The organism is Asanoa sp. NPDC049573, assembly GCF_040676615.1.
Classification (GTDB): Bacteria; Actinomycetota; Actinomycetes; order Mycobacteriales; family Micromonosporaceae; genus Asanoa.
Map to the genome: position 1 here is coordinate 23,954 of NZ_JBFAPI010000029.1, position 25,737 is coordinate 49,690.

The 25,737-nt window shown below is 73.6% G+C and carries 20 protein-coding genes; 10 read left to right on the plus strand and 10 right to left on the minus strand.

Translation table 11 applies throughout. The annotated features are described in order from the left end of the window. Nucleotides 1–53: 53 nt before the first annotated feature. The 5 genes from AB0J74_RS36100 to rocD all read left to right on the plus strand — a co-directional run bounded on the left by AB0J74_RS36100 (nt 54) and on the right by rocD (nt 5,786). Complete coding sequence (locus AB0J74_RS36100) at nt 54–1,196, plus strand: glutamate--cysteine ligase (RefSeq protein ID WP_363456847.1); 1,143 nt, start codon at nt 54–56, stop codon at nt 1,194–1,196. Then, a complete protein-coding gene (locus AB0J74_RS36105) occupies nt 1,189–2,565 on the plus strand; it encodes an FAD-dependent oxidoreductase (RefSeq protein WP_363456850.1) in 1,377 nt (458 codons plus the stop codon). The genes AB0J74_RS36100 and AB0J74_RS36105 overlap by 8 nt, the downstream gene beginning before the upstream one ends. Before the next feature lie 81 nt (nt 2,566–2,646). Then, nucleotides 2,647–3,498 carry a thrombospondin gene (locus tag AB0J74_RS36110; RefSeq protein WP_363456853.1) on the plus strand — a complete coding sequence of 284 codons (852 nt, stop codon included), beginning with the start codon at nt 2,647–2,649 and terminating at the stop codon, nt 3,496–3,498. A 237-nt stretch (nt 3,499–3,735) separates the two neighbouring features. Further along, nucleotides 3,736–4,575: a dimethylargininase gene (gene ddaH / locus AB0J74_RS36115; RefSeq protein WP_363456922.1), complete on the plus strand. Its 840-nt coding sequence runs from the start codon at nt 3,736–3,738 to the stop codon at nt 4,573–4,575. After that, nucleotides 4,572–5,786: an ornithine--oxo-acid transaminase gene (gene rocD / locus AB0J74_RS36120; RefSeq protein WP_363456856.1), complete on the plus strand. Its 1,215-nt coding sequence runs from the start codon at nt 4,572–4,574 to the stop codon at nt 5,784–5,786. The genes ddaH and rocD overlap by 4 nt, the downstream gene beginning before the upstream one ends. A 247-nt stretch (nt 5,787–6,033) precedes the next feature. Here the strand turns inward: rocD and AB0J74_RS36125 are convergent, their stop codons facing one another. Further along, nucleotides 6,034–7,140 (minus strand): FHA domain-containing protein, encoded by a 1,107-nt coding sequence (locus AB0J74_RS36125; protein WP_363456859.1) that lies wholly within the window; start codon nt 7,138–7,140, stop codon nt 6,034–6,036. Beyond that, nucleotides 7,137–7,430, minus strand: coding sequence for a 4a-hydroxytetrahydrobiopterin dehydratase (locus AB0J74_RS36130; RefSeq protein WP_363456862.1), 294 nt, complete (start codon nt 7,428–7,430; stop codon nt 7,137–7,139). Before AB0J74_RS36130 ends, AB0J74_RS36125 begins: the two co-directional genes overlap by 4 nt. Before the next feature lie 125 nt (nt 7,431–7,555). Between AB0J74_RS36130 and AB0J74_RS36135 the strand changes: the two genes are divergently transcribed. Both AB0J74_RS36135 and AB0J74_RS36140 read left to right on the plus strand, forming a co-directional pair. Further along, nucleotides 7,556–8,329, plus strand: a complete 774-nt coding sequence (locus tag AB0J74_RS36135; protein WP_363456865.1) for a hypothetical protein — start codon at nt 7,556–7,558, stop codon at nt 8,327–8,329. A gap of 41 nt (nt 8,330–8,370) precedes the next feature. Beyond that, complete coding sequence (locus AB0J74_RS36140) at nt 8,371–9,135, plus strand: hypothetical protein (RefSeq protein ID WP_363456868.1); 765 nt, start codon at nt 8,371–8,373, stop codon at nt 9,133–9,135. Nucleotides 9,136–9,202: 67 nt separating this feature from the next. On the opposite strand, the gene AB0J74_RS36145 is transcribed toward AB0J74_RS36140, so the two are convergent. From AB0J74_RS36145 to AB0J74_RS36160, 4 genes are all read right to left on the minus strand, one after another. Beyond that, nucleotides 9,203–10,216 carry an acyl-CoA desaturase gene (locus AB0J74_RS36145; protein ID WP_363456871.1) on the minus strand — a complete coding sequence of 338 codons (1,014 nt, stop codon included), beginning with the start codon at nt 10,214–10,216 and terminating at the stop codon, nt 9,203–9,205. A gap of 88 nt (nt 10,217–10,304) precedes the next feature. Then, complete coding sequence (locus tag AB0J74_RS36150) at nt 10,305–13,940, minus strand: hypothetical protein (RefSeq protein ID WP_363456873.1); 3,636 nt, start codon at nt 13,938–13,940, stop codon at nt 10,305–10,307. A gap of 48 nt (nt 13,941–13,988) precedes the next feature. Beyond that, complete coding sequence (locus AB0J74_RS36155) at nt 13,989–15,029, minus strand: 1-acyl-sn-glycerol-3-phosphate acyltransferase (protein ID WP_363456876.1); 1,041 nt, start codon at nt 15,027–15,029, stop codon at nt 13,989–13,991. Further along, the gene (locus AB0J74_RS36160; protein WP_363456879.1) at nt 15,029–15,877 is read right to left on the minus strand and encodes a patatin-like phospholipase family protein; all 849 of its coding nucleotides are present in this window, start codon (nt 15,875–15,877) and stop codon (nt 15,029–15,031) included. The genes AB0J74_RS36155 and AB0J74_RS36160 overlap by 1 nt, the downstream gene beginning before the upstream one ends. A gap of 99 nt (nt 15,878–15,976) precedes the next feature. On the opposite strand from AB0J74_RS36160, the gene AB0J74_RS36165 reads away from it, so the two are divergent. Further along, nucleotides 15,977–17,677: a serine/threonine-protein kinase gene (locus AB0J74_RS36165; protein WP_363456882.1), complete on the plus strand. Its 1,701-nt coding sequence runs from the start codon at nt 15,977–15,979 to the stop codon at nt 17,675–17,677. On the opposite strand, the gene AB0J74_RS36170 is transcribed toward AB0J74_RS36165, so the two are convergent. After that, nucleotides 17,666–18,961, minus strand: a complete 1,296-nt coding sequence (locus AB0J74_RS36170) for an ABC transporter ATP-binding protein (RefSeq protein ID WP_363456885.1) — start codon at nt 18,959–18,961, stop codon at nt 17,666–17,668. The genes AB0J74_RS36165 and AB0J74_RS36170 overlap by 12 nt on opposite strands. Nucleotides 18,962–19,059: 98 nt before the next feature. Here AB0J74_RS36170 and AB0J74_RS36175 point away from each other — a divergent pair, with 98 nt between their 5' ends. Together AB0J74_RS36175 and AB0J74_RS36180 are read left to right on the plus strand one after the other, a co-directional pair. Further along, the gene (locus AB0J74_RS36175; protein ID WP_363456888.1) at nt 19,060–20,361 is read left to right on the plus strand and encodes a sensor domain-containing protein; all 1,302 of its coding nucleotides are present in this window, start codon (nt 19,060–19,062) and stop codon (nt 20,359–20,361) included. Continuing rightward, nucleotides 20,358–21,017, plus strand: a complete 660-nt coding sequence (locus AB0J74_RS36180; RefSeq protein WP_363456925.1) for a response regulator transcription factor — start codon at nt 20,358–20,360, stop codon at nt 21,015–21,017. The genes AB0J74_RS36175 and AB0J74_RS36180 overlap by 4 nt, the downstream gene beginning before the upstream one ends. Here AB0J74_RS36180 and AB0J74_RS36185 read toward each other — a convergent pair. The 3 genes from AB0J74_RS36185 to AB0J74_RS36195 form a co-directional block, all read right to left on the minus strand. Beyond that, nucleotides 21,008–21,946, minus strand: coding sequence for a hypothetical protein (locus AB0J74_RS36185; protein ID WP_363456891.1), 939 nt, complete (start codon nt 21,944–21,946; stop codon nt 21,008–21,010). The genes AB0J74_RS36180 and AB0J74_RS36185 overlap by 10 nt on opposite strands. Nucleotides 21,947–21,985: 39 nt before the next feature. Continuing rightward, nucleotides 21,986–22,141 (minus strand): hypothetical protein, encoded by a 156-nt coding sequence (locus AB0J74_RS36190; protein WP_239090744.1) that lies wholly within the window; start codon nt 22,139–22,141, stop codon nt 21,986–21,988. 69 nt (nt 22,142–22,210) lie between these two features. Continuing rightward, on the minus strand, nt 22,211–25,612 hold the full coding sequence (locus tag AB0J74_RS36195) for a cyclic nucleotide-binding protein (RefSeq protein WP_363456895.1): 3,402 nt from the start codon (nt 25,610–25,612) through the stop codon (nt 22,211–22,213). Nucleotides 25,613–25,737 lie beyond the last annotated feature (125 nt).

The following is a 25,737-nucleotide window of genomic DNA, read 5'->3' on the forward strand; positions in this document are numbered from 1 at the left end:
CGAGGGATGACGCTTACGCTTCGTGAATCGGAAGGCTGGGTAACGATGGTTGCATGTCGGAATTGGTGCACGAGGCCGCCGAGCGGGATGCCGACCGAGCGTTGCTGACCGTCGGCGTCGAGGAGGAGTTCCTCCTGGTCGACCCGGCGACCGGTGCGGCCGCCGAGGCGGCCGAGGCCGTCCTCGCCGAGGTGCCGCCCGACCTGCGCGGGCAGGTGCAGCACGAGTTCCTGACCAGCCAGATCGAGATCGGCAGCCCGCCGGGCCTGCAACTCGACGCGCTCTCCCGCTCGCTGGGTTTCCTGCGCGCGGGCCTGTCGGAGGCGGCCGAGCGGGCCGGATTCCAGATGCTCGCCGTGGGCACCGGGCCGGCCGGGCCGCCCGACGAGAACAGCCCTCCGATCTTCGACGACCCGCGGTTCCACCGGATGATCGAGCGCTACGGCATGGTCTCCCCCGGCCCCGGCTACAACGGCATGCACGTGCACGTCGGCATCCCGGGTCCGGAGATCGGCGTCGAGGTGCTCAATCACCTGCGCCCCTGGCTGCCCGTGCTGCACGCGGCGACCACCAACTCGCCGTTCTACAACGGCCGCGACACCGGCTACGCCAGTTGGCGCTCGGTGCTCTGGAACCGCTGGCCCCCGGTCGGCCCGACGCCGTGGCTCGAGTCGCACGCCCACTACCTCGCGCTGGTCCAGGAGCTGATCGACTCGGGCATGCTGCTCGACGAGGGGATGCTCTACTGGTATGCCCGGCTCTCCTCGCACCTGCCGACCGTGGAGATCCGGATCGGCGACGTCTGCCTCAGCATCGACGACACGATCCTGGTCGCGGCGCTGATCCGCGGTCTGGTCTCGGCCGCGCTCGACGACATCGAGGCCGGCCGCCCGGCCTTGCCGATCGACCACCACATGCTCGTCGCCGCGCACTGGCGGGCCGCGCACGACGGTCTCGAAGGCCTCGCCGTCGACCTCTTCGAGGGCGGTACCCACCCGGCCTGGCAGCTGATGCGACGGCTGTTCGACCGGGTCGGCCCGCACCTGGAACGGCACGGCGACCTGGAGACGGTGACGTATCTTCTTGGTCGCCTGCACACCCACGGCACCGGCGCCGCCCGCCAGCGCTCGGTCTTCACCCGCACCGGAGAGATGAGCCAGGTGATCGACTACCTCGCGACGCAGACCCGTGGCTGAGCGCCTCGTGGTCGTCGGCGGCGACGCGGCCGGCATGTCCGCCGCGTCGCAGGCCCGCAAGCGCCGACCGGCCTCCGATCTGTCCATCGTGGGCTTCGAGAAGGGCCGCTACACGTCCTACTCGGCCTGCGGCATCCCCTACTGGGTCGGCGGCCTGGTCGACGACCGCACCGAGTTGATCGCCCGCCAGCCCGCGGTGTTCCGCGACGACTTCGACATCGACGTGCGCACCCGGCACGAGGTGGTCGACATCGACCTCGACCGGCGCGAGGTGACGGCGGTGGCCCTCGACGAGGGCCGGCGGGAAGTGCGCGAACCTTTCGACCAACTGGTGTACGCCACCGGCGCGCTGCCCGTGCATCCGCCGTGGGCGGTGGAGGGAATCCGCGGCGTCTTCGGCGTGCAGACCCTCGACGACGGCGACGCCCTGCACGCCTGGCTCCTGCGCGACCCGAAGCCCAAGCACGCCGTGGTCGTCGGCGGCGGCTACATCGGCGTCGAGATGGCCGAGGCGATGATCAACCGCGGGCTCTCGGTGACCCTGGTCGAGCGCGGCCAGCAGCCGATGTCGACGGTCGACCCCGACATGGGTGCGCTGGTCACCGACACGCTGCGCACGCTCGGCGTCGACGTGCGCACCGGGCTCGCCGTCACAGGTCTGGACCACCGCGACGACGTGGTCACCGCCGTACGCACCGAGGAGGGCCCGATCCCGGCCGACATCGTCGTGCTGGGCCTGGGCATCCGACCCAACACCGCACTGGCCGCGACGGCCGGGCTGCCGCTGGGTCCCACCGGCGGCGTCCGGGTCGACCTGCGGATGCGGGTGGTCGGCAAGGACGGTGTCTGGGCGACCGGCGACTGTGTCGAGTCGGTGCACCGGGTCACCGGCCGGCCGGTGCACATCCCGCTGGGCACGCACGCCAACAAGCAGGGCCGGGTCGCCGGCATCAACATCGGCGGCGGCTACGCGACCTTCCCCGGCGTGATCGGCACCGCGGTGACCCGGGTCTGCGGCCTCGAGGTGGCCCGCACCGGCCTGCTGTCCCGCGAGGCCGACGCGGCCGGCTACGCGTTCGTCACCGCGACGGTCGAGTCGACCAACCGGGCCGGCTACTTCCCCGGCGCCGACCCGATGACCATCAAGCTGCTCGCGGAGCGGGGCACCGGGCGACTGCTCGGCGCCCAGATCGTCGGGCGGTCCGAGGCGGCGAAGCGGATCGACCCGCTCGCGGTGGCACTGTGGAACAACATGACCGTCGAGGAGATGGTCGGGCTCGACCTCGGGTACGCACCGCCGTACGCCCCGGTCTGGGATCCGGTCTTGATCGCGGCCCGCAAGACGGTCGAGGCGTTGGGCGTGCTCTGACGCGGGACCGGCGCATAGCCAGGCATGAATTTCGGCCACGATGGGTAACGGCCTCCGGGTAGCCCTTGATGGAGGTGTGCTGTGGTCAAGATTCCTTCGTTCGCCCGGCGCGACGAAAGCGCCGACGCGGACGAGAACCGCACCGCGAGCGATCCGGCCGTCGTCACCGACCGGCCCGCTGAGCGCCCCACCCTGTGGGGCCGCTGGGCCGACCGCGACCGCACCCGGGTCACCGATCCCGCGACCGGTGCGCCGGTCGCGACCGCACCGGTCCGGCCGACTTCCCCGGCCGGCCCCAACGCGCCGACAGCGGCCGAACGGCGCCTCGCCGACACCGATCTCGCCGACGCGCGTCGGGCCGACACCGACGTGACCGACGCCCGGCGGGCGGACACCCGGCGTGCCGACACCCGGTTGGCCGACGCCGACCTGACCGAGGCCCGGCGGACCGATACCGACCTGACCGACGCCCGGCTGGCCGACGCCCGGCGGACCGATACCGACCTGACCGACGCGCGGGGAGCCGAGCTTCGCCGGACCGACGACCGGCCGCTCGACCCCGACGCCGAAACCCGGCCCGAGCCGACCCCGGTCGTGCCGGCCGGTCCCCGGCCCCGGACCAGCGCCCTGGCCACGTTGAGCCTGGTGTTCGGCATCAGCGGCGCGTTCCTCGTGCTCAGCGGGGCGCTCGCCGGCTATGGCATCGCGGCCGGCGCGATCGGCGTGCTGCTGGCCATGTTCGCGTTCAGCGCGACCCGTAAGCGGCACGTGGCCGGCAAGCTCGACGCCATGCTCGGCCTGCTGATCGGCGGAGCCGCCGTGGTGATCGGCATCCTGGCCTTCTCCGGCGCCTTCGGCTGGCCGACCACCGACGGTGACTGGGTGGAGCGGCTCCGCGGGTGGCTTGACTCACAGTTTGACGGTTGGTTCTAGCGGGAATCACTGGTGCCGGAGCGGCACGGACAACCGCTCCAGCACAACCTGGGCGAAGTGGTTCACAGACCCCGTGGTTCTTATGGGGGGCAGCGGTGTGGCTGCCCCCCATACAGCTGTCTGGGCCGCGCAACGAATCAACGGTGCCGCACAGCAATGACGCAACGATCTTCCGCAGGACGCAATCGTTTCCCATGGCCCGGGTCCGACCTGCGCACATAGCGTTGCCGCATGACGATGGACTCGGTCGGCGGGCGGCGATACCTCATGTGTCGGCCGACGTACTTCGCCGTGAACTACAAGATCAACCCCTGGATGGACCCGACCGCGCCGTACGACACGGCGCTGGCGATCGAGCAGTGGACCCGGTTGCGGCAGGTCTTCACCGACCTCGGCCACACTGTCGAGGAAATCGACCCGTTGCCCGGTTTGCCCGACATGGTGTTCGCCGCCAACGGCGCGACCGTGGTCGACGGCACCGTGCTCGCCGTCCAGTTCCGTGACCCCGAGCGGGCCGACGAGGGTCCGGCCTACCGGTCCTGGTTCGAGCGCGCCGGCTACGCCGTACACGAGGCGAAGTTCGTCAACGAGGGCGAGGGCGACCTGATGCTCGCCGGCGACGTCGTGCTCGCCGGCACCGGGTTCCGCACCACGCACGCCGCGCACGCCCGGGCCCAGGAGGTGCTCGGCCGGCCGGTGATCACGCTGCAACTGGTCGACCCGCGGTTCTACCACCTCGACACCGCGCTGTGCGTGCTGTCGGGTTCGGACGGCGTCGGCCCGGCCAAGGTGGCCTACCTGCCCGAGGCGTTCTCGCCGGGCTCGCAGGCGGTGCTGCGCCGGCTGTTCCCCGACGCGGTGCTGGCGACCATCGCCGACGCCGAGGTGCTCGGGCTCAACGCGGTCAGCGACGGCACGACCGTGGTGCTGCCGACGCAGGCCGCCGGTCTCGGTGCGGCGCTGCGCGAGCGGGGTTATCGCACAATCGGTGTAGACATGTCTGAACTACGCAAGGCGGGCGGCGGGCCCAAGTGCTGCACGCTCGAACTGCGCCCGGGCGGAGGAGCCGACTCATGATTCTCGACGACGTGCTGCGCACGCCCGCCGCGATCCGCGACGCGGAACGCCACACGGCACACAACTACCACCCGATCCCGGTCGTGATCGCGACCGGCGAGGGTTCCTGGGTCACCGACATCGACGGTCGCCGCTACCTTGACTTCCTGGCCGGCTACTCGGCGCTCAACTTCGGGCACCGGCACCCGGCGCTGACCGCGGCCGCGCACGCCCAGCTCGACCGGGTCACGCTGACCAGCCGGGCCTTCGTGCACGACCAGTTCGCCGAGTTCTGCTCAAGCCTGGCCGACCTGTGCGGCAAGGACCAGGTCCTGCCGATGAACACCGGCGCGGAGGCGGTCGAGACCGCCATCAAGATCTCGCGCAAGTGGGGCTACCGGGTCAAGGGCGTGCCGGCCGACCAGGCCACGATCGTGGTCGCCGACGGCAACTTCCACGGGCGTACGACGACGATCATCTCGTTCTCCACCGACCCGGACGCGCACGACGACTTCGGTCCCTACACACCCGGTTTCCGCATCGTCCCTTACGGCGACCTGGCCGCGATGGCCGCCGCGATCGACGAGACGACCGTCGCGGTGATGATCGAGCCGATCCAGGGCGAGCAGGGCGTCGTGGTCCCGCCGGACGGCTACCTGCCGGGCGTGCGGGCCCTGTGCACCGAGCGCGACGTGCTGTTCGTCGCCGACGAGATCCAGTCCGGCCTGGGCCGCACCGGCGACACGTTCGCCTGCGACCACGAGTCGGTCGTGCCCGACGTCTACATCCTGGGCAAGGCCCTGGGCGGCGGCATCGTCCCGGTCTCGGCGATCGCGGCCGACAGCGACGTGCTCGGCGTGATCAAGCCTGGCCAGCACGGCTCGACGTTCGGCGGCAACCCGCTCGCCTGCGCCGTGGCCATCGAGGTGGTCAAGCTCCTGAAGACCGGCACCTACCAGGCGGCGGCGAAGGAGCAGGGCGCCTACCTGCACGCCGGGCTGCAGAACCTGGTCGGGCAGGGCCTGCTGGCCGTCCGTGGCCGCGGCCTGTGGGCGGGGATCGACGTCGACCCGGCGCTGATGACGGGTCGCGAGGCCTGCGAACGCCTGGCGGAGCGCGGAATACTGGCCAAGGACACCCACGGCTCGACCTTGCGCCTGGCGCCACCGCTGATCATCGACAAGGACGACATCGACGTCGCGGTCGCCGCCCTGAAGGCCATCCTCAAGTAGCGGACCAGGTCCCGGCCCCGCACCGGGCGGCCCTTTGCTCTGCACCCCTGTAGGAAGCGCCGCCCGCGCGGGGGCGCTTCCCGTAAGGGTGCGAAGCAAGGAGCGAAGCGGCGTGGTCGGCCGGGTGGCGCGGGCGGGCTTGGCTTGTGGACCGCGGATCTGGCAGGGCCGGGCCCCCTGGGGCCCGGCCCGGTCTCCGGCGGGAGCGACGGTCGCGCCCCCGGCGGACCCGGGACCGCATGGGCTCTTATCTGTCGAGGGCTCGCATCGACATCGTCGGGGCTTCGGCCATGACCGAGCCCGGGTTGGTGACGCCGCCGGTGGTCCAGGTGCGCGAGCGAGCGACCTGGACGCCCGGGTAGAGCTCGACCACGTCGCCCAGTTGCAGCGAACGGCTGGTCGATTTGAGTGTCATGCGGTTTTCCTCGTCGATCGAGCCGCCGGGCCGCAGGCCGGTGCCGTTGGTGCTGAGGTCCTGCACGATCAGGTCGGGGCCACGCAGCTCGAAGCGGACGTGGTTGCGGCTGATCCAACGGCGGGCCTCGTCAGTCAGCCACTGGCCGAGCATCACGCCACGGTCGGGTGCCCGGCCAACGGTGACCGGGTGGTCGGCGGCGACCACGAAGCGTTGCCGCACCACGCCGCCGACGCGCGCCGAGAGGACCTCGACCCGTGGGCGGGGGCCGCCGTCGCCCAGACGCTGCTCGTGGCGGGGGCAGGTGGGTGCGCCGGTGCGCAGGGTCGGTGGCGGCTGGCCGCCGGGGCGACCGGCCGGCTTGGCGCCGTAGGACGAGCAGCCCGGCTCGGGGCAGCGCCACAGCCGGGACAGCAGCTTCATGCCGGCCGGTGACGGGTCGCCGGTGTCGGGGTGGGCGCCGCCGCCGACGCGGGCGATCAGCGTCGGGCCGCCGGGGCCGGTGACCGGGGCGAGCAGCCGGCCGGGCTGGGCCAGCCAGCCGTAGCGTTGCCGGGCGCCGTCGAAGCGGTTGCGGCTCAGCACCGGCAGGCCGAGCAGCTCGGCGACCTCCAGGATGCGGTCGCCGGGCTCGCGGAGCACCTCGATGCGGCCGTCGTCGGCCCAGCGGCGCACCACCATGCGTTCGTTGGAGGTCAGGTCGGCGTCGGAGATCAGCGCGCGCGGCGCGATCACGTAGACCGGGACGTTCTCCTCTTCGACCTGGCGGCCGAGGGCGTCGACCGCGATGCCGAGGCGCAGCAGGGTCGCCGGGCGGCCGCCGTCGAGGTCGACGAAGCGGCTCACCTCGCCCAGGTCGATGACCGCCCGGGCCAGCGCCGGGTCGAGGCAGAGCCGGCTTTCGATCGCATCGAGTACGCGGCTGATCTCGAACCTCATGCCGCCTCCCGCACGATCGTGTCGATGCGGCGGGCCAGCTCGAGGTCTTTGGCCGTGACGCCGCCGGCGGAATGCGTGCTCAGCGTGAACCGCAGGCGCCGCCAGCGGATGTCGATGTCGGGATGGTGGTCGAGTTCCTCGGCCACCTCCGCGACGCGGTCGACCACCGCGATCGCGCCCGGGAAGCTGGCCAGCTCGGCGCCGCGGCTGATCCCCGACGGGTCACCCGCCCAGCCGTCGAGCCCGGCCAGCGCCGCCTGCAGGTCATCGGCGCCCAACACCTCTGCCACGCCAGAGACCCTACCCTCCGCCCGCACCCGCGCAACGGCGGTTGTTGGCAGGTCACCGAGGGTGGTGACGCGAGGTCTCACCGCGCGTCCGCCGCCAATTTGACTGCGCCGGTTAACTGTTACGCATGCGGATACGACAATTGTTCACGGGGCTTGCTGTGCTGTCCGCCCTGTCACTGACCGTCGCCGGGTGCGGTGCCGACGGCGACTCTCCGAGCGGTTCGACGGGCAGCGCCCCGGCCGCCACCTCGGCCGCTCCGGCCGACCCCACCGACGAGTTGGCCGCCGCGGCGCGCAAGCTCAACGACACGACGATGAAGATGAAGCTGGAGTCGGCCGGCAGCCACAGCACCGGCAGCCTCGACCCGCAGCGCAAGCTCGGCGAGATGACGATGACAGTGGCCGCCGCCGGGCGCGAGCTGAAGATCCAGGTTCGCACCATCGGCACCGACGTCTACCTGCAGGCCGACGGCATGCCGGGCGTCGAGGCCGGCAAGTGGCTCAAGATCGCTGGTGACCGGCTCGCCGGTTCCTCGTTCGACGTGTTCCCGGAGAGCGACCCGGCCGGCACGCAGCGGATCCTCGACGCGATCTCCGACATCAAGAAGGACGGTCCGGGCAAGTTCAGCGGCACCATCGACCTGACCAAGACCAGCACCAACAAGGCGGCCGCGGCCTCGCTCGGTGAGAAGTTCAAGGCGCTGCCGTTCACCGCGACGGTCGACGACCAGGGCCGGCTGACCAGCACGACGATCGACGTCAGCCCGGCCGAGCCGAGCGCGGGCAAGACCACGGCCACCTACTCCGACTTCGGCACGGCCGTCACGGTCGAGCCGCCGCCGGCCGGCGACACGGTCCCCGCACCCGACGACGTGGTCAAGTTGCTCACCGGCGGCTGATCGACGTTTGCCGTTGGGGTGGACCGGGCACCTTTGCCCGCATGCGGATACGACTAGCGACCACCGGGCTCGGCGTGTTCGCCGCGCTCTGCATCGGACTCGCCGGTTGCGGCAACACCGCCGCGCCGATCGTGTCATCCACCCCATCGGCGGGCGCCTCCGACGCCTCGCCTCCCAGCGCGGCCACGGCGAAGCTGACCGCCGCCGCGCAGAAGCTCAACGACGACACGGTGAAGGTCACGCTGGAGTCGGCGACGGTGCGCAGCACCGGCAACCTCGACCCGCGGGCCGACAAGGCCACCATGAGCGTGAAGATCGGCACCTCGTCGACCGTCGACCTGCGATCGATCGGCGAGGACGCCTGGCTGCAGGCAACCGGCGTCCCCGGTGTCGAGGCGGGCAAGTGGCTGCACATCGACGGTGCGCGGCTGGCCGGCACCACGTTCGACGCGCTGCCCGACGGCGACGCGGCCGGTGCCGGCAAGTTCGTCGAGCGGATGGCCGACGTCACCGACGCCGGCAACGGCACCTACAAGGGGACGATCGACCTGACCAAGGTCGCCGGCAGTGGCGTCTCGGTCGACGTGCTGGGCGGCAAGGGCAACAAGGTCCCGTTCACCGCCGCGGTCGACGACCAGGGCCGGCTGACCGAGCTGGCGATCGACCTCAGCTCGATCGACCCCCAGCTCGGCACGATGAAAACCACCTACTCGGACTTCGGCGCCACGGTAGCGGTCGACACACCGCCGGCCGCCGACGTGGTCGAGGCCCCGGAGTCGCTGCTCCAGGCCCTCGGCGCCAAGTAGGCATTGCTCTCCCCCTCCCGTACCCCCGTCGGCGCCCCCGCTCCGGCGGGGATACGGGCTGTTCCGGTCAGTCGGCGACGCTGTCCATGTGGCGCAGCGCCTGCCGGTAGGAGTCGACCAGCCCGGTCCACACGTAGGGCACGCCCTGCTCGGCGCAGTAGGCGCGGACGATCGGCGCGGCCTGGCGCAGGTTGTGTCGCGGCATGCTCGGGAACAGGTGGTGCTCGACCTGGAAGTTGAGCCCGCCGAGCGCGACGTCGACCCAGCGGCCGCCGAGCACGTCACGCGAGGTGAGCACCTGCTTGCGCAGGAAGTCGAGTTCGTCTTCCGCGGTCAGGATCGGCATGCCCTTGTGGTTGGGCGCGAACGAGAGGCCCATGTAGACGCCCCAGAGCGCCTGGTGGATGGCCATGAAAGCGAACGCCTTGCCCACCGGGAGCACGGAGAAGACCAGGGCGAGATAGCCGGCCGTGTGCAGCAGCATCAGTGCGGCCTCGGCCCGGCGGTGCCGCATCGGCACGCTGAACAGCGCCCGGAAGCTCGCCACGTGCAGGTTGAGGCCCTCGAGGGTGAGCAGCGGGAAGAACAGCCAGGCCTGGTGCCGGGCGGCCCAGCGACCGAAGCCGGTACGCTTCGCGGCCTGCTTCTCGGTCCAGACCAGCGCGCCCTCGCCGATGTCGGGGTCGTGGTCTTCGTGGTTGGGGTTGGCGTGGTGCCGGGCGTGCTTGTCGATCCACCAGCCGAAGCTGAGCCCGGTGGCCAGGTTGCCGAAGGTCAGGCCGGCGATGTCGCTGGGCCGGCGGCTGCGGAACATCTGCCGGTGACCGGCGTCGTGCCCCAGGAAGGCCACCTGGGTGGTCGCCACGGCCAGCACGGCCGCCACGGCGAGCGTCCACCACGAGTTGCCGACGACGACGAAGGCGGCCCAGGTGGCGGCGAAGAACAGGCCGACAAGGCCCACGGTCAGCACGTACCGGCCGGGTCGCCGCCGCATCAGGCCCGCTGCGGCGATCTCGCGGGCGAGCTGGGCGAAGTCGCTCCCGCGGCGTTCCTGGGCCCGTTCCTGGGCGATCACTGTCATGACACCAGCGTTCCGGCCCGGCGACCCGGCCAGAAGCCCATGGTCCCCCGAACCCATGGTGGTGCCAGCCCTACCCCCCTCGGCCCGATCAGGTCATCCGGGCCAACGCGCCGCGAACGCGACGCAGATCGCGCAGCCGCCTTTCGTAGGTGATCGCGACCGCGATCAACGCGAGCCCGCCCGCGGCGAGATAGGCCCACCGCGGCAGCAGGTCCCACACCGCCAGCTCGTGGATGATCAGCAGGATCAGGGTGGTCCCGCCGGCGACGACCGGCGCGCGCCACCGGCGGTGGGTGCCGACCAGCACGATCGCGACCGCGGCGGCGCCGAGCAGCAGCCGGCGGACGGGTTGGCCGCCCTCGACCAGGATCGAGGCGAGGCTGGGCAGCAGGGCCGCGGCCAGGCCGGGGCCGAGGGCGACCCAACTGCCGAGGCGGGCGTTGCGGTGCAGGGCGACGTAGCCGGCGACGATGGCCAGCGCCGCCGCCGGGAGGGTGTAGGCCTCCCGGAGGGCGACGTCGTTCGCGGCGAGCAGCAGCCACCAGGCCAGCAGTTCGCTGGCCGCCGCGGCCAGGGCCAACGGCCGCCGAGCCGCCTCGCCCGGCAGCACGGCGCGGACGGCCAGCACCGCGCCCCAGACGGTGGCGACCGCGGCCGCCGTCCGCAGGTCGCCGTTCCAGGCCAGCAGCAGGGCCGGGAGCACCGCGACGTGGCCGACGGCGTCCACGGCCTGCGCCTCCAGGCCCGGGCGGCGTCGGCGCAACAGGTAGCCGAGGGCCAGGGCCAGCACGCCGACCGCGAGCACCGGGAAGGCGGCGCGGCGCAGTGGCAGGTCGGCGGCGGCGACCGCCGCGACGGCGAACCCGGCGCCGGCACCGATCGTCGTCAGCCAGCCGGTGACGCGGGCTGCCGTCGTCGTTCCGGCGGCGCCGGCTGCCGCGCCGGCCGCGATCAGGGCGCCGAAGGCCGCGAGGGTGGCGGGTTCGGTGGGCAGCAGGCCGGACAGGCCCGAGCCGGCCAAGAGGAGGGCGGGAAGGACCGCGCCGGCGCGCGCCGGGCGGACCGCGGCGGCGATGCCGAACGCGATGCCCGCGGCGAGTGCCGCCGCCGGGACCGTGGGCCAGCGAGCGCCGGCGACCGCGAGGGCGGCCAGGACACCGCAGACGGCCAGGAATCCGGCCACGACCAGCGCCATGCCGCGCGCCACCGGATCCCGCAGCACGAGGGCGAGCGGCCGGCCTGCGGCTCCCGCTGGCGGCGTGGCCTGATCGCTCGCCGCTTGCTCCGGTTCGTCGGCGCCCGCGGTCTCCGGGGCGTCGCCGGCGCCGGGCCCGGCCCCCTGGCCGTCGATTGGCGCAAAGCCACCGTCACGCGCCGGACCACCGGCAGAGGCCGCACCACCAGCGGGCGCCGCACCACCGGCGGGCGCCGGGCCGGCGGGGGCGGTCGGGGGTTCGACGGGCGCAGGGCCGCCGTCGGATGCCGGTCCGACAACCGGCCCCGCGCCCGGGTCAGGGTTGGTCGCGCCGTCGGTCGGGATCGGCGCGCCCACCAGCGGTGCGGTGCGCACGACGAAGGTGGCGCTCACCGCCGCCAGGATCAGGAGGGTCGCCGCTGGGCCGGCGGTCAGGTCGAGGGGGCCCGACGGGGTCAGGCCGACCCCGGACGGCGCGCCCGACCAGCCGTGTCCCCACCACGCGTAGGGCTTGGACAGGAGCGACACCAGGGTCGGCGCCGTCGCGACCACCGCGATGCCGATGAGCGGCCAGGCCGCGATCCGGGTGGCCACCCGCGCGGGGCCGCGCACGCCGAGCGCTGCAACCGCGACGACGAGCAGCGCCGCCGAGGCGTAGACGCCGGCCGGCTCGCCCAGGTCGGCCAGGTCTGGCCAGGCGCCCGCCACCAGCGCCGACAGCGCGAGCGCGAACGCCGCTGCCGACGCGTAGCCGGCGAAACGCGCCAGCCGGCCGAACAGGAAGATCGCGCCCAGCGGCACCGCGACGGCCGCGAGGGCCGCACGGGCGGGCCAGGGCCCACCGGCGCCGGCCGCGTAGACGGTCGCCGCCATCGCCGCCGGGAACGCCGCCAGGCCGAGCGCGCACCACTGGGCCGCACCGCGCCGCGACCGGACCGCCGCAGCCAAACCGAGCACGCTCACCGCGCCGAACACCATGGCCGTCGACCATGGGCGGGCCAGGCCGACCACGACGGCGTGCGCGGTCAGCACCCCGGCCACGACGTGGATCTCCGCGGCGGGGCGCAGCGCCAGCAGCACGACGGCCGCCGCCACCAGGTCCATCGTGGACACCGCCCACCACGGCAGTGGCAGCCAGGTCGGCAGGGCCAGTACCACCAGCGCGGCGCCGGCGGTAAGCACCGGGTTTCGCAACCCCCGCGGGACCAGCGACGCGAGCGCCGCCGTGCCCAGCACCAATGCGGCGGGAAGCTGCCAATCCGAGGGCAGCGCCGCCGGCTCGGTGCTGGCAGTGAACGGCGGCATCGAGTCGACCATCGTGGAGGCGGCGACCGTCAGCGCCGCCACCCCGGACAGCAACACGAAGACCGCGGCCGTCAGCAACGCGCCAGGGCGGCCCACCGGCAGGCGCAGCGCGGCCAGCGCGATCACCAGCACCGTCGCGGCAGCAACGATCAGCAGGACGGACCCGTGCGACTGCGCCACCGGGCGCAGGATCACGATCGCCAGCGCCGGTGGCACGGTGGCCGCACCGACAGCGCGTAGCCAGCCCACCCGGCCGAGCGGGCCGGCCGCCGCCAGGAGCACGGCCACCAGCAACACCGGTACGCCGGTCAGCAGCGTCGGCGTGTCCGTGTCGAAGACCAGCACGGCGAGCGCGAAAACGCCCGACGCGATCAACGCGCACCCGAAACCGATCCAGCCGATCACCCGGGCCGGGCCGGCGAAGAACCGCACGACCGCCAGGTTGGCCGCCGCGGTGCCGGCGAACGCCGCCGACCAGCCGAACGCCGACGCGTCGAGCCACTGCGCGATCAGGGGTAGGACGGGTTGAGCCGCCACCAGCGCGGCCAGCGCCGGCGCACCGAGCCGGGTCAGCCGCCCGTACGCAGCGCCGACCGCCGCCGTGAACGCGCAGACCAGCGCCGCGTAACCGGCGCCGTCGATGGCACCGATGCCGAACAGGTTCGCGTACCAGGCCGCATAGCCGTCGAGCACCACCAGCAGCATGCCGATGGCCGCGAACGTCTCCGCGGTCGAGCGCAGCCCGCGCCGCGCGGTCACCGGCGGCACGGCGAGCACCAGCGCGGTGACCACCGCGAGGATCACCGCCCGCGCGGCCACGCCGTAGGTCGCCCACGCCACCCCGGTGAACACGATCGCGGCCGCGCCGACCAGCAGTCCACCCAGGACGAACAGCACGTTCTGGGCAGTACGCGGTGTGGTCTCCCCGATCGGCGCGGGAACGGCGGGGGCCGCCACGACGGGAACCGGGGCCGGGCGCAAACCCAGGAACGCCGTCGCCCGGACCCGGGCGGCGGCCTCCTCGCGTCGCCGGTGCGCGGCGGCCAACTGAGCCGACAGGTCGGCGTACACCTGGCGGGCCCGCTCCGCCGACACCGACAGTTCGGCGATCTCGGCATTGAGGCGAACCACCTCGTCGGCGTCGGGGTCGGGTGCCCGGCCACAGGTGGGACAGCCGGTTTCCAGCGACGCGGGCGCCTGGCAGAACGGGCAGGGATAGCTCACGCTCGGAATCCTGGCCGGGTTCCGGCGGGCGCGATAGAGTCCGCGTACTCAGGAAGCGGTCAGGTGGTGTTCAGGCGCGACGATCAGCGGCCGGTTCTCCTCGATCCACGCGTCGATCCTGGCCCACCAGTCGTAGAGCCACTCGATCCGCTGCTCGCGCCCGAGCGGCACCTCTTCCGGCGGCACCGACCAGAACCGCATGGTGATCCGCTTGTCCATCGGCAACTCGCGCCAGACGTCGCCCACGGTGAGCATGCGGTCGAGCCCGGTGTGCGCCACGAAGATCACTCCGGCGTCGGGTGCGGCGTCGAGCGCGGCCAGCAGCCCGCCGGGCCGTGGCGCCAGCACGTTGCGCATCTTCTCCGCCTTGGCCGCCATCCGGTGCAGGCCACGGGCGCGGAGCAACTCGATCGCCCGCAGCCGGCGGCGCGGCGTGAAGTTGCCGCCCTCCGGGAAGATCACGAACGCGTCGTTCTCGTCGAGGCCGATCGCCAGGTTGCCGACCAGTTTCTCCAGGCCCTCCGGGTCGCGCTGCGGTGCGATGAACCGGTTGGGCAGCCGGTTGAGCATCACGTCGACCGCCGGGTCCCACTGCAACGTGTCTTTGAGGACGATCCGCGGCTCCCGATCAAACCAATTGACCAGCGCGTGTACGAGCACGAACGAGTCACCCGGCCCGGCGTGCCGGCAGACCACCAACTCGGGCCGGCCGGGCAGCGCGGTGTCGGGGTCGCTGCCGGAGATGTCGAGCCGCAGCTTCAACGTCCACCGGGCCTGCGCGAACAGGAATCGCAGGAACGCGCCGGTCAGCACGTAGTGGGCCCGCTGGAACGCCGGCGCCCGCACCTTCCATCCGAAGCCGGACGCGACCCACAGCGCGAACATGGTGACCAGGGCGACCGCGTCCCAGACCACGTAGACGGTGCCGAGCCAGATCACCCGCAGCGGCCGCAACCGGCCCGGGACCAGCGGCGACGCGGCGGCGGCGAGCAACAGCCAGACCGGCAGCGTGGTCAGCAGCACCAGCGCCAACGCGATGACCAGGGGCGCCAGCACGATCCGCCGGAGCCAGCGGGGCGGCGGGCCCATCAGTCGCCGTCCCGGCCGGCGCGGGGGTGCTGAGCGAGATAGCGCCGCGAGGCCGTGTAGGCGCGGCTGATCCGGCGGCCGACCGCGGCCATGTCGCGGTAGGCCCAGGGTGTGTCGTCGCGGGGCTCCAGGCCCCCGGTGGGCAGCACGTGCACGGTTACATCGTCGGGCAGCGCCGCCAGTTCGCGCGCGAAGCGGTGCCGGCGGGCGATCTCGAATGCGACCTGGGCGACCTCCCACGGCCGGCGCGGCGGTGTCAGCGGGCGCTCGATCCGGCCGACCTGGAGCACGAAGATGTGCCGTGCGCCACTGCTGACCGCCTCGCCGATCGGGATCGAGTTCACGATCCCGCCGTCGACGTAGTGCTCCTCGCCGATCTCCGCCGGCGGCAGCAGGCCCGGCACGCTAGCGCTGGCCAGCACGGCGTCGACCACCGGCCCGGTGGAGAACCAGTGCTCGGCGGCCCGCTCGATGCTCGCCGCACAGCACCGGAACGGGATCTTCAGCTCCTCGAACGTGGTGTTCTCACCCAGTTCGCGCTCCAGCAGCCGGCGCAGCGGGCGGGGCGAGTGCAGGTGGGTGCGGGCCGCGAAGCGCCGCAACTGCCGGGCGACCGAGTCGCCGTAGACCTCGCTCGCCTCCGGGCTGGCCCACAGCCGGACCAGCCGGTCGGTCACCGCCTCGGTCGGGTCGGCCGCGACCAGCGCGCCGTTGACTGCGCCGATCGAGGTGCCGATCACGAGGTCGGGCTTGATGTCGGCGCGGAACAGCGCGCGCAGCATGCCGACCTCGACGGCGCCCAGCACACCGCCGCCACCCAGCACGAACGCCACCCGACCGCCACCCACGGGGTCCATCCTGGCATGGCGACCGGTGGCGCTCCCGGTTGACAAGCTCACAGGCATCGCCGAGATTGAATCGATCCCCCACCGCCGGCAGGTGCACCCATGTCCACGCTCACTCCGGGCGCCCTCCTCGCCCGCCGCTACCGGCTGATCGACCGGGTCGGGGCCGGCGGCATGTCGGTCATCTGGCGGGCCCGCGACGAGGTGCTCGACCGCACCGTCGCCGTGAAGGTGCTCGCCGCCTCGCTGGCCGCCGACCCCCGGTTCCGCGACATGGTCCGCGACGAGGCCCGGGCGGCCGCGCAACTGGTCCACCCCCACGTGGCGACGGTGCACGACTACGCCGAGACGGTCGCGCCGGACGGGACGGTCACCGCGTTCGTGGTGATGGAACTGCTCACCGGGGAGGAGCTGGAGGCCCGGCTGACCGAGGGCCCGCTGCCCTGGCGCACCGCCGTCGAGGTGTGTGCCCAGGTCGCCGAGGCGCTGGCCGCCGCGCACCGGCTCGGCATCGTGCACCGCGACGTGACGCCGGCCAACATCATGATGACCGCGACCGGCGCGAAGGTGCTCGACTTTGGCATCGCGACCCGGATCGGCGCGCCCGACGAAGACGCCGACGGGGAGACGTTCGGCACGCCGGCCTACGTAGCGCCGGAGCGGCTCGACGGCACGCCCGCGCAGCCCGCGACCGACAGCTACGCGCTCGGCGTGCTGCTGCACGAGACGCTGACCGGGCGCGTCCCGGTGCCCGCCGACACCTGGGAAGACCTGACCCGGGCGCTGCGGGCCGGCGTCGTGCCGGCGCCGCCCGAGGTGCCGGGCCTGCCGCCCGCCGTGGCCGACCTCTGCCTGCGCTGCCTGGCCCGCGACCCGGCCGCCCGACCAACCGCATACGCCGCGGCGGCAACCCTGCGCGCCGCGACCGAGACACCCCCGCAACCAGCTCAACCCACGCCCCCAGCCCAACCCACGCCCCCAACCCAACCTGCGCCACCGGCCCAACCCACGCCCCCAGCCCAACCCACGCCCCCAACCCAACCTGCGCCACCGGCCCAACCCGCGCCGCCCGCCGAACCCGCGCCCCGGGTCCAATCGGGGCCGCTCGCCCAACCCGGGCCCCAGGCCGAGCCAGCGCCGTCAGCCGGGCCAGCGCCGCCAGCCGAGCCTGCGGCGGCGGCCGGGCCTACGGCGGCAGCCGGGCCTACGGCGGCAGCCGGACATGCGGCGGCAGCCGGACATGCGGCGGCAGCCGGACATGCGGCGGCAGCCGGACATGCGGCGGCAGCCGGACATGCGGCGGCAGCCGAACCGTCGCCGGCGCGGCGCCGCGCCGGACGGCAGGCGATCCTGATCGCCGCCGCGATCGCCGCGTTGCTCACTCTCGGCACGGCGGCACTGGTCCCGCTGCTTCGCGACGACAAACCGCGCAGCACCGCCCAGCCCGCACCGACCACCGCCGCGCCAACCGGGCCGACCGCGCCGACCGCGTCGACCGCGCCGACCGCGCCGACCGCGCCGCAGCAAGAGCCACGAGCAGAGCCGACCACCCCCGCCGGGTCGTTGGGCGAGGCGATGAGCCACCTCGAAGGCGTCATCGACGAGGGCCAGCAGGCCGGTGCCATCCGCCGCGACACCGCGGTCGACCTGCGCAACCTGGTCCGCGAGCTGCACCGGACCCAGGCCCGCGAAGACCAGGTCGCGATGCTGCGCGAGAAGGTCGCCGTGCGCGCGGGCGAGGGCGCGATCAGCCGCCCGTACGCCGAACGCCTCGATCTGGCCCTGGCCGGCCTACCCGGCTGACAGCCGGATCCGCGCACCCGTGCGATCGAAGAGCAGCAGCCGCTCGACGTCGACGGCCAGCGTGAGCGTCGAATCCCGCGCGGGCAGCCCGACCGCCGGCACCCGCACCACCACCTCGCCCACCGCCGGGGGCTCGCCGGGCAGCTCCGGGTCGTACACCGGATAGAAGCCGTATTCGGTGCGGGCCGTCGGCGGTCGTGCGGCCGGCCGCATCCGCGCCAGCGTCGGCGCGTCGGGCACCTCCAGGCGGGACCGCTCGGTCGAGGTGGGCAGCGCACCGGTGTCGACGTGCACCAGCGCCTCGTGCCCGAGGTGCTCGACCAGCCGCACGACGCCGGACAGGGCCGGGCCGGTGTGCCCGGGCGGCGCCGGCGTGAGCGCGTCGGCGCGCAGCGCGAGGCTGACCCGGTCGGTGTGCCGGGCCCGCACCGGATGGTCGCCCGGCAGCTCGATCACCTGCGAACCGAGGTCGATCACCACCCGGTCGCCGTCGGCGTAGACGGCGCCCTCCAGCAGGCTGGTCCGTGGCGTGCCGAGGAACGCGGCGACGAACAGCGTGGCCGGGTCGTTGTAGACCTGCTCCGGCGGCCCGACCTGCTGCAGCACGCCGCGGCGGAGCACGGCGACCCGGTCGGCCATGGTCATCGCCTCGGACTGGTCGTGTGTGACGTAGAGGGTGGTCACCCCGAGCCGGCGGGCCAGCGCGGCGACGTCGGAGCGCAGCTCGGCGCGCAGACCAGCGTCCAGGTTGGACAGCGGCTCGTCGAGGAGGAACCCGAGCGGCTGGCGTACGATCGCCCGCGCCATCGCCACCCGTTGGCGCTCGCCGCCCGACAGCGCGCCCGGCAGCTTGCGCAGCAGCGGGGTGATGCCGAGCTGGTCGGCGACCTCGTTGACCCGGGCCGACACGTCGGTCGCCGTCTCGTGCCGCACCCGCAGCGGGAAGCCGATGTTCTGCGCGACCGTCAGGTGTGGATAGAGCGCGTAGTCCTGGAAGACCATCGCCAGCCGCCGCTCGCGGGAGGGCAGGTGGTCGACCACCTGGCCGTCGATCAGCACGTGCCCGGACGTCGGCGCCTCCAGGCCCGCGACCAGCCGCAGGATCGTCGACTTGCCGCAGCCGGTCGGCCCGAGCAGCACGAGGAACTCCCCCGCGCCGGCCGCCAAACTGACCTGGTCGACCGCCACGGTGCCGTCGTCGAACACCTTGGTCAGCGAATCCGTGGCGATGGCCACCACCGCGAACACCTCCCTTGCCCGCAATGGTGGAACGTCGATGACCATCGACGCCAGAGCAAAGTCGGTCGGGTATGCCCAGCAATACCCAAGGACTATCCGCAGCGGTATGGGACGGGCACCCGCCGGTCACTAGCGTCGTCGCCATGAACGCGTTGCGTGCCCTGGCCAGACCCACTTTCCTGCGTACGGCGTGGCCCTGGAGAGCACTGGGCTACCTGCTGACCACCGCTCCGATCGGTTTCGTCGCGACGATGGTCTTCGGCACCGTCGCCCTGCCCTGGGTGGTCGCCGGGGACCGGCTGGTCCGGCATGGCTTCGACCAGTCCGGGGCGCAGTTCGCGGTGCTGGTCTGCGCCGGCACCTTCCTGCTGGCCACGGTGGCGCCGGTCAGCGCCGTCGTCCTGGCCGCCGTCGAACGGTTCCGGCTCCGCCTGGTCGACGACCGGCCGCTGCCCGGGCTGCCGCCGCCCGTGCCCGGAATGTGGTGGCGCTGGCTGGTCGACCGCTACACCGACGCCGCCACCTGGCGTGCCGTGGTCTACGGTTTCGCCCTCAGTTCGCTGGTCCCGCTGGTCTACTTCGGCACCGCCGTCGCACTGCTGATCATCGTCGCGCTGGTCTCCAGCCCGTTCGTGGTGCGCGCCGGCGACCCGATCACGATGGGCCGGGCCCCGATCGACACGCCGAGCGAGGCACTGCCGTACGCGCTGCTCGGTCTGGTCCTGCTCCCGGCCGTGCCCTATCTGCTGGCCGCGGTCGCCGGCGCGCACGGTGCGCTGGCCCGGGCGCTGCTCGGCGACGCCGACGAGCAGGCCCGCAGCCGGCTCGCCGAGGTGGTCAGCTCGCGGGCCCGGCTGGTCGACGGGTTCAGTGCCGAGCGCCGCCGGATCGAGCGCGACCTGCACGACGGCGCGCAGCAGCGGTTGGTCAGCCTGACCCTGCAGCTCGGTGTCGCCCAGCTCGACCTGCCGGCCGACAGCCCCGCCGCGCGGAACGTCGCGGTCGCGCACGACCAGGCCAAGCAGCTCATGGGAGAACTGCGCGAGCTGATCCGCGGCATCCATCCGCAGGTGCTCACCGACAGTGGACTGGCCGCGGCGGTGGGCGAACTGGCCGACCGGTCGACGGTGCCGGTGACCGTGGCGATCGATCTGCCGGAGCGGCCGCCGGAGCATGTCGAGTCGACGGCCTACTTCGTCGTCGCGGAGGCTCTGGGCAATGTGGGCAAACACAGCGACGCGACCGCGGTACAGGTGTCCGCCGAGCGCGCCGGCCGCACGCTGGTCGTCGAGGTCGCCGACAACGGCCGGGGCGGCGCCGACCCCGCTCGGGGCAGCGGGTTGACCGGCCTCGCCGACCGGGTCGCGGCGGTCGGCGGCACGACCCGGCTGTCCAGCCCGGCCGGCGGGCCGACGCTGCTGCGGGCGGAGTTGCCGTGGCGGTGACCCGGGTCGTGCTGGCCGAAGACGGCACCCTGCTGCGCGAGGGCCTGACCAGCATCCTCAACCGCTTCGACTTCACCGTGACGGCCGCCGTCGGCGACGCGCCGGCGCTGGTCGCCGCCGTCGACGCCGACGTGCCCGACCTGGTGGTCACCGACATCCGGATGCCGCCCGGGTTCACCGACGAGGGGCTGCGGGCGGCGGTCGAGCTGCGGCGCCGCCATCCCGGGCTCGCCGTGGTGGCGCTCAGCCAGTATGTCCAGCAGAGCTATGCCGCCGAGTTGCTCGACTCGGGTGCCGGCCGGGGCGTCGGCTATCTGCTCAAGGACCGGGTGGTCGACATCGAAGACTTCGTGGCCGCGCTGCGCCAGGTCGCCGCGGGTGGCACGGTGGTCGACCCACAGGTCGTCGCCCAACTCGTACGCCGCCGGCGCGACCCGCTGGCCCAGCTGTCCAACCGGGAGCGGGAGGTGTTGCAGCTGGTCGCCGAGGGCCACTCCAACGCGGCCATCGCCCGCCTGCTGGTGGTCTCCGAGGCCGCGGTCGGCAAGCACGTCGGCAACATCCTGGCCAAGCTCCACCTGCCGCCCGACGACGACCGCAACCGCCGGGTCGTCGCGGTGCTCACCTACCTGCGCAGCGGGGCCGCTCAGGGGTGATGCGGCACGGTGCGGTCCATCCAGCCGTCACCGTTGTCGTCATACATCGTCTTCTCGAAGAAGCCGTCGTTGTTCTTGTCGTAGTCGGCCGAGTCGACCAGGCCGTCGGCGTCGGTGTCGTGGCCGACGAAGTCGATCCGGCCGTCGTGGTTGTTGTCGACCAGGATGTCGACGCCACCGTCGTCGCGGCCGAGCAGCACGTGCTTGTCCCAGTCGCCGTCGCCGTCGACGTCGACCCGGGTGTGATAGCCCTCCGGCGGCCCGGAGCTGACCGCCTCGGGCGGTGCCGCGCCGAGGCCAACATGGTCGCCGGGCGCCGCGCCGAGGCCCGCGTGGCCGCCCAGCGCCGTGTGGTCGGCAGGCGCTGCGCCGAGGCCCGCGTGGCCGCCCAGCGCCGTGTGGTCGGCTGGCGCCGCGCCGAGGCCCGCGTGGCCACCGGGCGCCGCGCCGAAGCCGTCGACCGCGATCGGCGCGTGGCCCATGCCCGCGGTGCCGGCCGGCGCCGTGTCGGAGAGCCCCTGCCCGATCTCGTCGCCGAAGCCGGCCAGCCCGCCCATCCCGCCGTGGGTGCCCTCGGCCTGCGCGTAGGGCCCGAAGCTGGCCGCGTCGTGCCCGGCCGAGCCGAGGCCGCCGTGGCCGGCGGCGCCGAGCCCGCTGGTCGCCGCGTGCCCGATGCCCGACGAGCCGCCGATGCCGTCGGCGAGCAGCCCGCCGAACGAGCCCAGCAGGCCGAACGTGCTCGACTGGTTGGCCCGCGTCTCGACGCCGTGCTCGGTCGAACCGGCGCCGCCGACCTGGGTGTGCAGGATGGAGAGCTCGTCGTCGCTCAACGAATAGCTGGCCAGGGCGAGCCGCGGGTCGGACGCGAGGGCGCTGGCGAACCCAGGGTCGACGACCAGTCGTTCCAGCACCTCGTCGAAGTCACTCATCGCCCGGCCTCCCATCGACGCGCTCCTACCGTAGCCCCGTCAGTCGAGCTCCGGCATCGGCACCGGCTGTGGGCGTGGCCGGCAGGTGCCACATTGCACCGCGTCCTCCACGACCAGGCCCTCGGCACGGCCGCGCGTCTCCGAGCGGTGCACCTCCAGCAGGAACGGGCCGAACCGGGCGTGGTCTTCGCACACCCCGCGCCCACAGAACCGGCACGACCCCCGCGCCGACTTCTGACAAAACCAGCAGAGCACCAAATCTCCTTAGCCGATAATTTGCGTGCAGGGTTCGAGCGGAACCGAGATCGATCGCGTGGTGGCCTGCTTGATCTCATCGACAGCCTGCACAGTGATCACGACCTCGACGCCACCCTGCGCGTTGTCGCCGGTGTAGGGAACGGTCACTTGGCCGCCGTAGAACGACCCTTCGTTGCCAAGGTCAACACCGCCGCTCTCGCCGAGCTTCGGGATATTCCATGAGGCGTTCACCGAAGCCAGATCGTCGTCGACGACCTGGAAGCTGATGTTGGTGCTGCCGCTCGACCGGCACTGCCGGGTGATCGAGTCAGGGTCCGCGGACAGTCCGGTCACCGCCGGCGGGTCGTTCGGGTCGGGCGGCGGTGACGTGGGCGGGCTCGTCGTCGGCGGCCGGGTCACCGGCGGCCGGGTGGCCGGGGGCGGGTTGCCGCCCGGCGGGTTCCCACCCGGCGGCGGGTTGCCGCCGTTGCCGTTGCCGCCACCGTTGTCACCGCCGTTGTCGTCGACCGGCGGCGTGGGGCTCGGCGTCGGCGTCGCGGTCGGTGACGGCAGTTCCGACGGGGTCGGCTCGTCGCTCGGCGTCGGCTCCTCGGTCGGCCCGGCCGGGCGCGGCACCTCGCGACCGTCGCCGCAGTCGAGCGCCGCGTCGGTGGCCGGCTGTAGCTGGTCGTCGACCCGCACCCGACCGGTGGAGACGGTGCTGCCGCCGCCGGTGCTGGCCTGGTACCAGGCCGCGCCGTCGTTGGTCAGCTTCGCGCCGCTCGCGTCGAGCAGCAGGGCCAGCGGCCGGAAGGTGCTCCGGGTGCTCGCGGTGTCGACCAGCACGCGCCCGGTGGAGAGCCGCAGCTCGCCGTGTGGCACCGTGCGCCGGTCGCCCTCGCTCCACAGCGGACCGACGTCGAGCCCGCTGCCGGCGCAGAGCACGGTGACCGCGCCGCCCCGGAAGGTCAGCGTCGCCCGCGACCGGTCGCGCAACCGCACCCGGTCGCCCTCGGTCACGTAGACCTTGCCACCCGAGGTGAGCTTCAGCGGTCGCCCGTTGACGTCGACGTCGGCGGTGCCGCGGGTGGTCGCGAGCAGCGCCCGGTCGGCGGGCATCTCCGCCCACGCCGGCCCGGGGATGAAGTTGGTGGCGGTGAGCAGCAGCGCCAGCAGCAGGAGCAGCGAGACCAGCCACCAGAGCCGGCGCTCGAACCGGCCGTCGACGTTTTCGTCGATCACCGGCGGCGGCCCGGGCGGCGCGGCCAGCGGCGGATAGCCGGTCACCGGGTGCACGCCGATCCGCGGGCCGGCGCCGGCCGCGGAGGCCCGCGCCAGCGCGGCGGGATCGGCGCCGAGCAGCAGCGGCGTGCCCGGCAACGCCGGCACCGACCAGAGCCGGGTGGGTGTGCGGGCGACCGCCACGGTGCCGCCGGGCCCGTCGCCGATCGGGCCGATCAGCGTGCCGCGGCGCAACTCCGTGCCGTCGGGCAACGTCACGGTGCCGGCCTCGATGACGACCGCGTCGGTGGGGCCGCTGAGGGTGACCGGGTCGCCGGGTGCGAGCAGGGCGGGGCGGGCGGCGGAGACCAGGCCCATCCGGTCTTCGGGGCTGAGGGCCTGCAGCGCGGGCGCCTCGCCGAAGAGCCGGTCGGCCTCGTCCCACTCGCCCGGCGGCGGGCCGGGGATCGGGCCGATCGCCCGGGAGACGGCCGACGGCGGGATGGACAGCAGCGTGGTGCCGGCGGTGTGCCAGCCCAGCGCGGCCGGTGCCCCGCTCAGCGCGCTGGCCAGCCCGACCACGCCACCGGCGCCGAGACGCTGGCGGACCAGGCCGGACGGGTCGTCGGGGCGGCGGGCCTCGACCGCACCGTCGACCACGACGTAGACCGCGCGCTGTGCGGCGCCGGCGAAGACGAGTTGCTGGCCGGTGCGCGGCCGGACCCAGGTGGCGACGGCGGCCAGGTCGGCCAGCGCCGCACCGGGCAGCCGGCCGAGCGCCGAGGACCGCAGTGCGTCGAGCCGCCGCGGTGCGTCGAGGTCGCGGCGGCGCGACTCGATCCGGCGCTGCAGCGCCCGGATGCGGCCGGCGGCGAAGCCGAACGCGAGGTAGACCAGCGGCGCGGCGAGCGCGCAGACGACCACGAACAGCAGGATCCGGGCGGGCCAGCCGGACCGCCACAGGCCGATCGTCAGCCCGGCGACCCGGTCGGTCCAGATCCGCCAGCCCAGGTTGACCGCGATCGCCAGCCAGAGCACCGCGACCGTGCCGTAGAGCGCGACCAGGCGCCCCTCCCGGTCGAGTTCCGACCAGCGCGGGGGTCGGCGGCGCAACCGGCTGACCACGAACGTGAGACCCCGGGCGCGCAGGTTGGGGATCTCCAGCCAGTCCATCAGCAGGTAGTAGCCGTCGAGCGCGAGGAACGGGTTGAGGTTGAACAGCGCGTTCAGGTACCAGGCGAAGGCCAGCTTGAACATCCACGGCGCGGCCTCCGGCACCAGCAGCCCGACCAGCGAGGCGGTGCCGGCCAGCACGAGCCCGGTGGCCGGGCCGGCGGCGGTGGTGGTCATCCGCGCGCGGCGGCCGGCCATCCAGACGTCGGTGGTGTCGACGAAGACCGACGGGATGCCGAAGTAGACGAGGAAGCCGGCCGCCGGCACCCGCCGGCCGGCGTGCTTGGTGGCCAGGGCGTGGCCGAACTCGTGACAGGCCAGCGCCAGCACGTTGAGCCCGAGCAGGACAGCCGCGCCGGTCGCGTAGGAACCGCCGGTCAGGAAGATCGACTCTTCGCCGTGCCACCAGGTCCAGCCGAAGGCGCCCAGGCCGACCAGCGCCACGGTGGCCAGCAGCGCCACGGCCACCGGGTGGAAGAACAACCGGCCACCGGCCCGGTAGAGGAAGCCGACCAGCGGGTCGATGTCGGCGACCACCGTGCGCCGGCCCTGGGCGAACGCCAGCAGCGACCGGCCCAGCCGCACCGGCCACGGCCGGCGGTGCACCTTGGCCAGCGGGCGGAACGCGTCGACCGGCAACTCGGCGAGCATCCGGTTGGCGGCCAGGTCGGCGACGACCCGGGTGACCTGGTCGGGTGCCAGCCGGCCGCCGATGCGGGCGAACTCGGCGACCAGGCGGGCCACCGTGCGCGTGCCGTCCATCAGGGTCGCGAGCTGCCACTCTTCCGGCGTGAGCCGCAGGTAGCAGGCGGCGCCGCGGTCGTCGGGCGAGCGGAGCATCACGTAGGGCACACCGCGCACCGAGACCAACTCGGCCTGCTCGATGCCGGCGCGCAGCACGGGCCGGGCCCGCGCCGGGTTGAGCCGCTCGACGACGGCCGCCCACATGCCGGGGTCGTGGGGACCGACCGGCTGCCCGGGCGCCCGCCCGGCCAGCGCCTCCCACACACTCACCCGGGTCTCGACGACCGTCACAACCCCGCCACCCTCCCCCTTAACCACCGAGGGAGCACAGTAGGCCGGTCATAGATCGGAATCGACCTCGCGTCCGTAACCCGACAGCGACGCACAGGGAACGTCCGCCCGCGGTCACCAGCCGG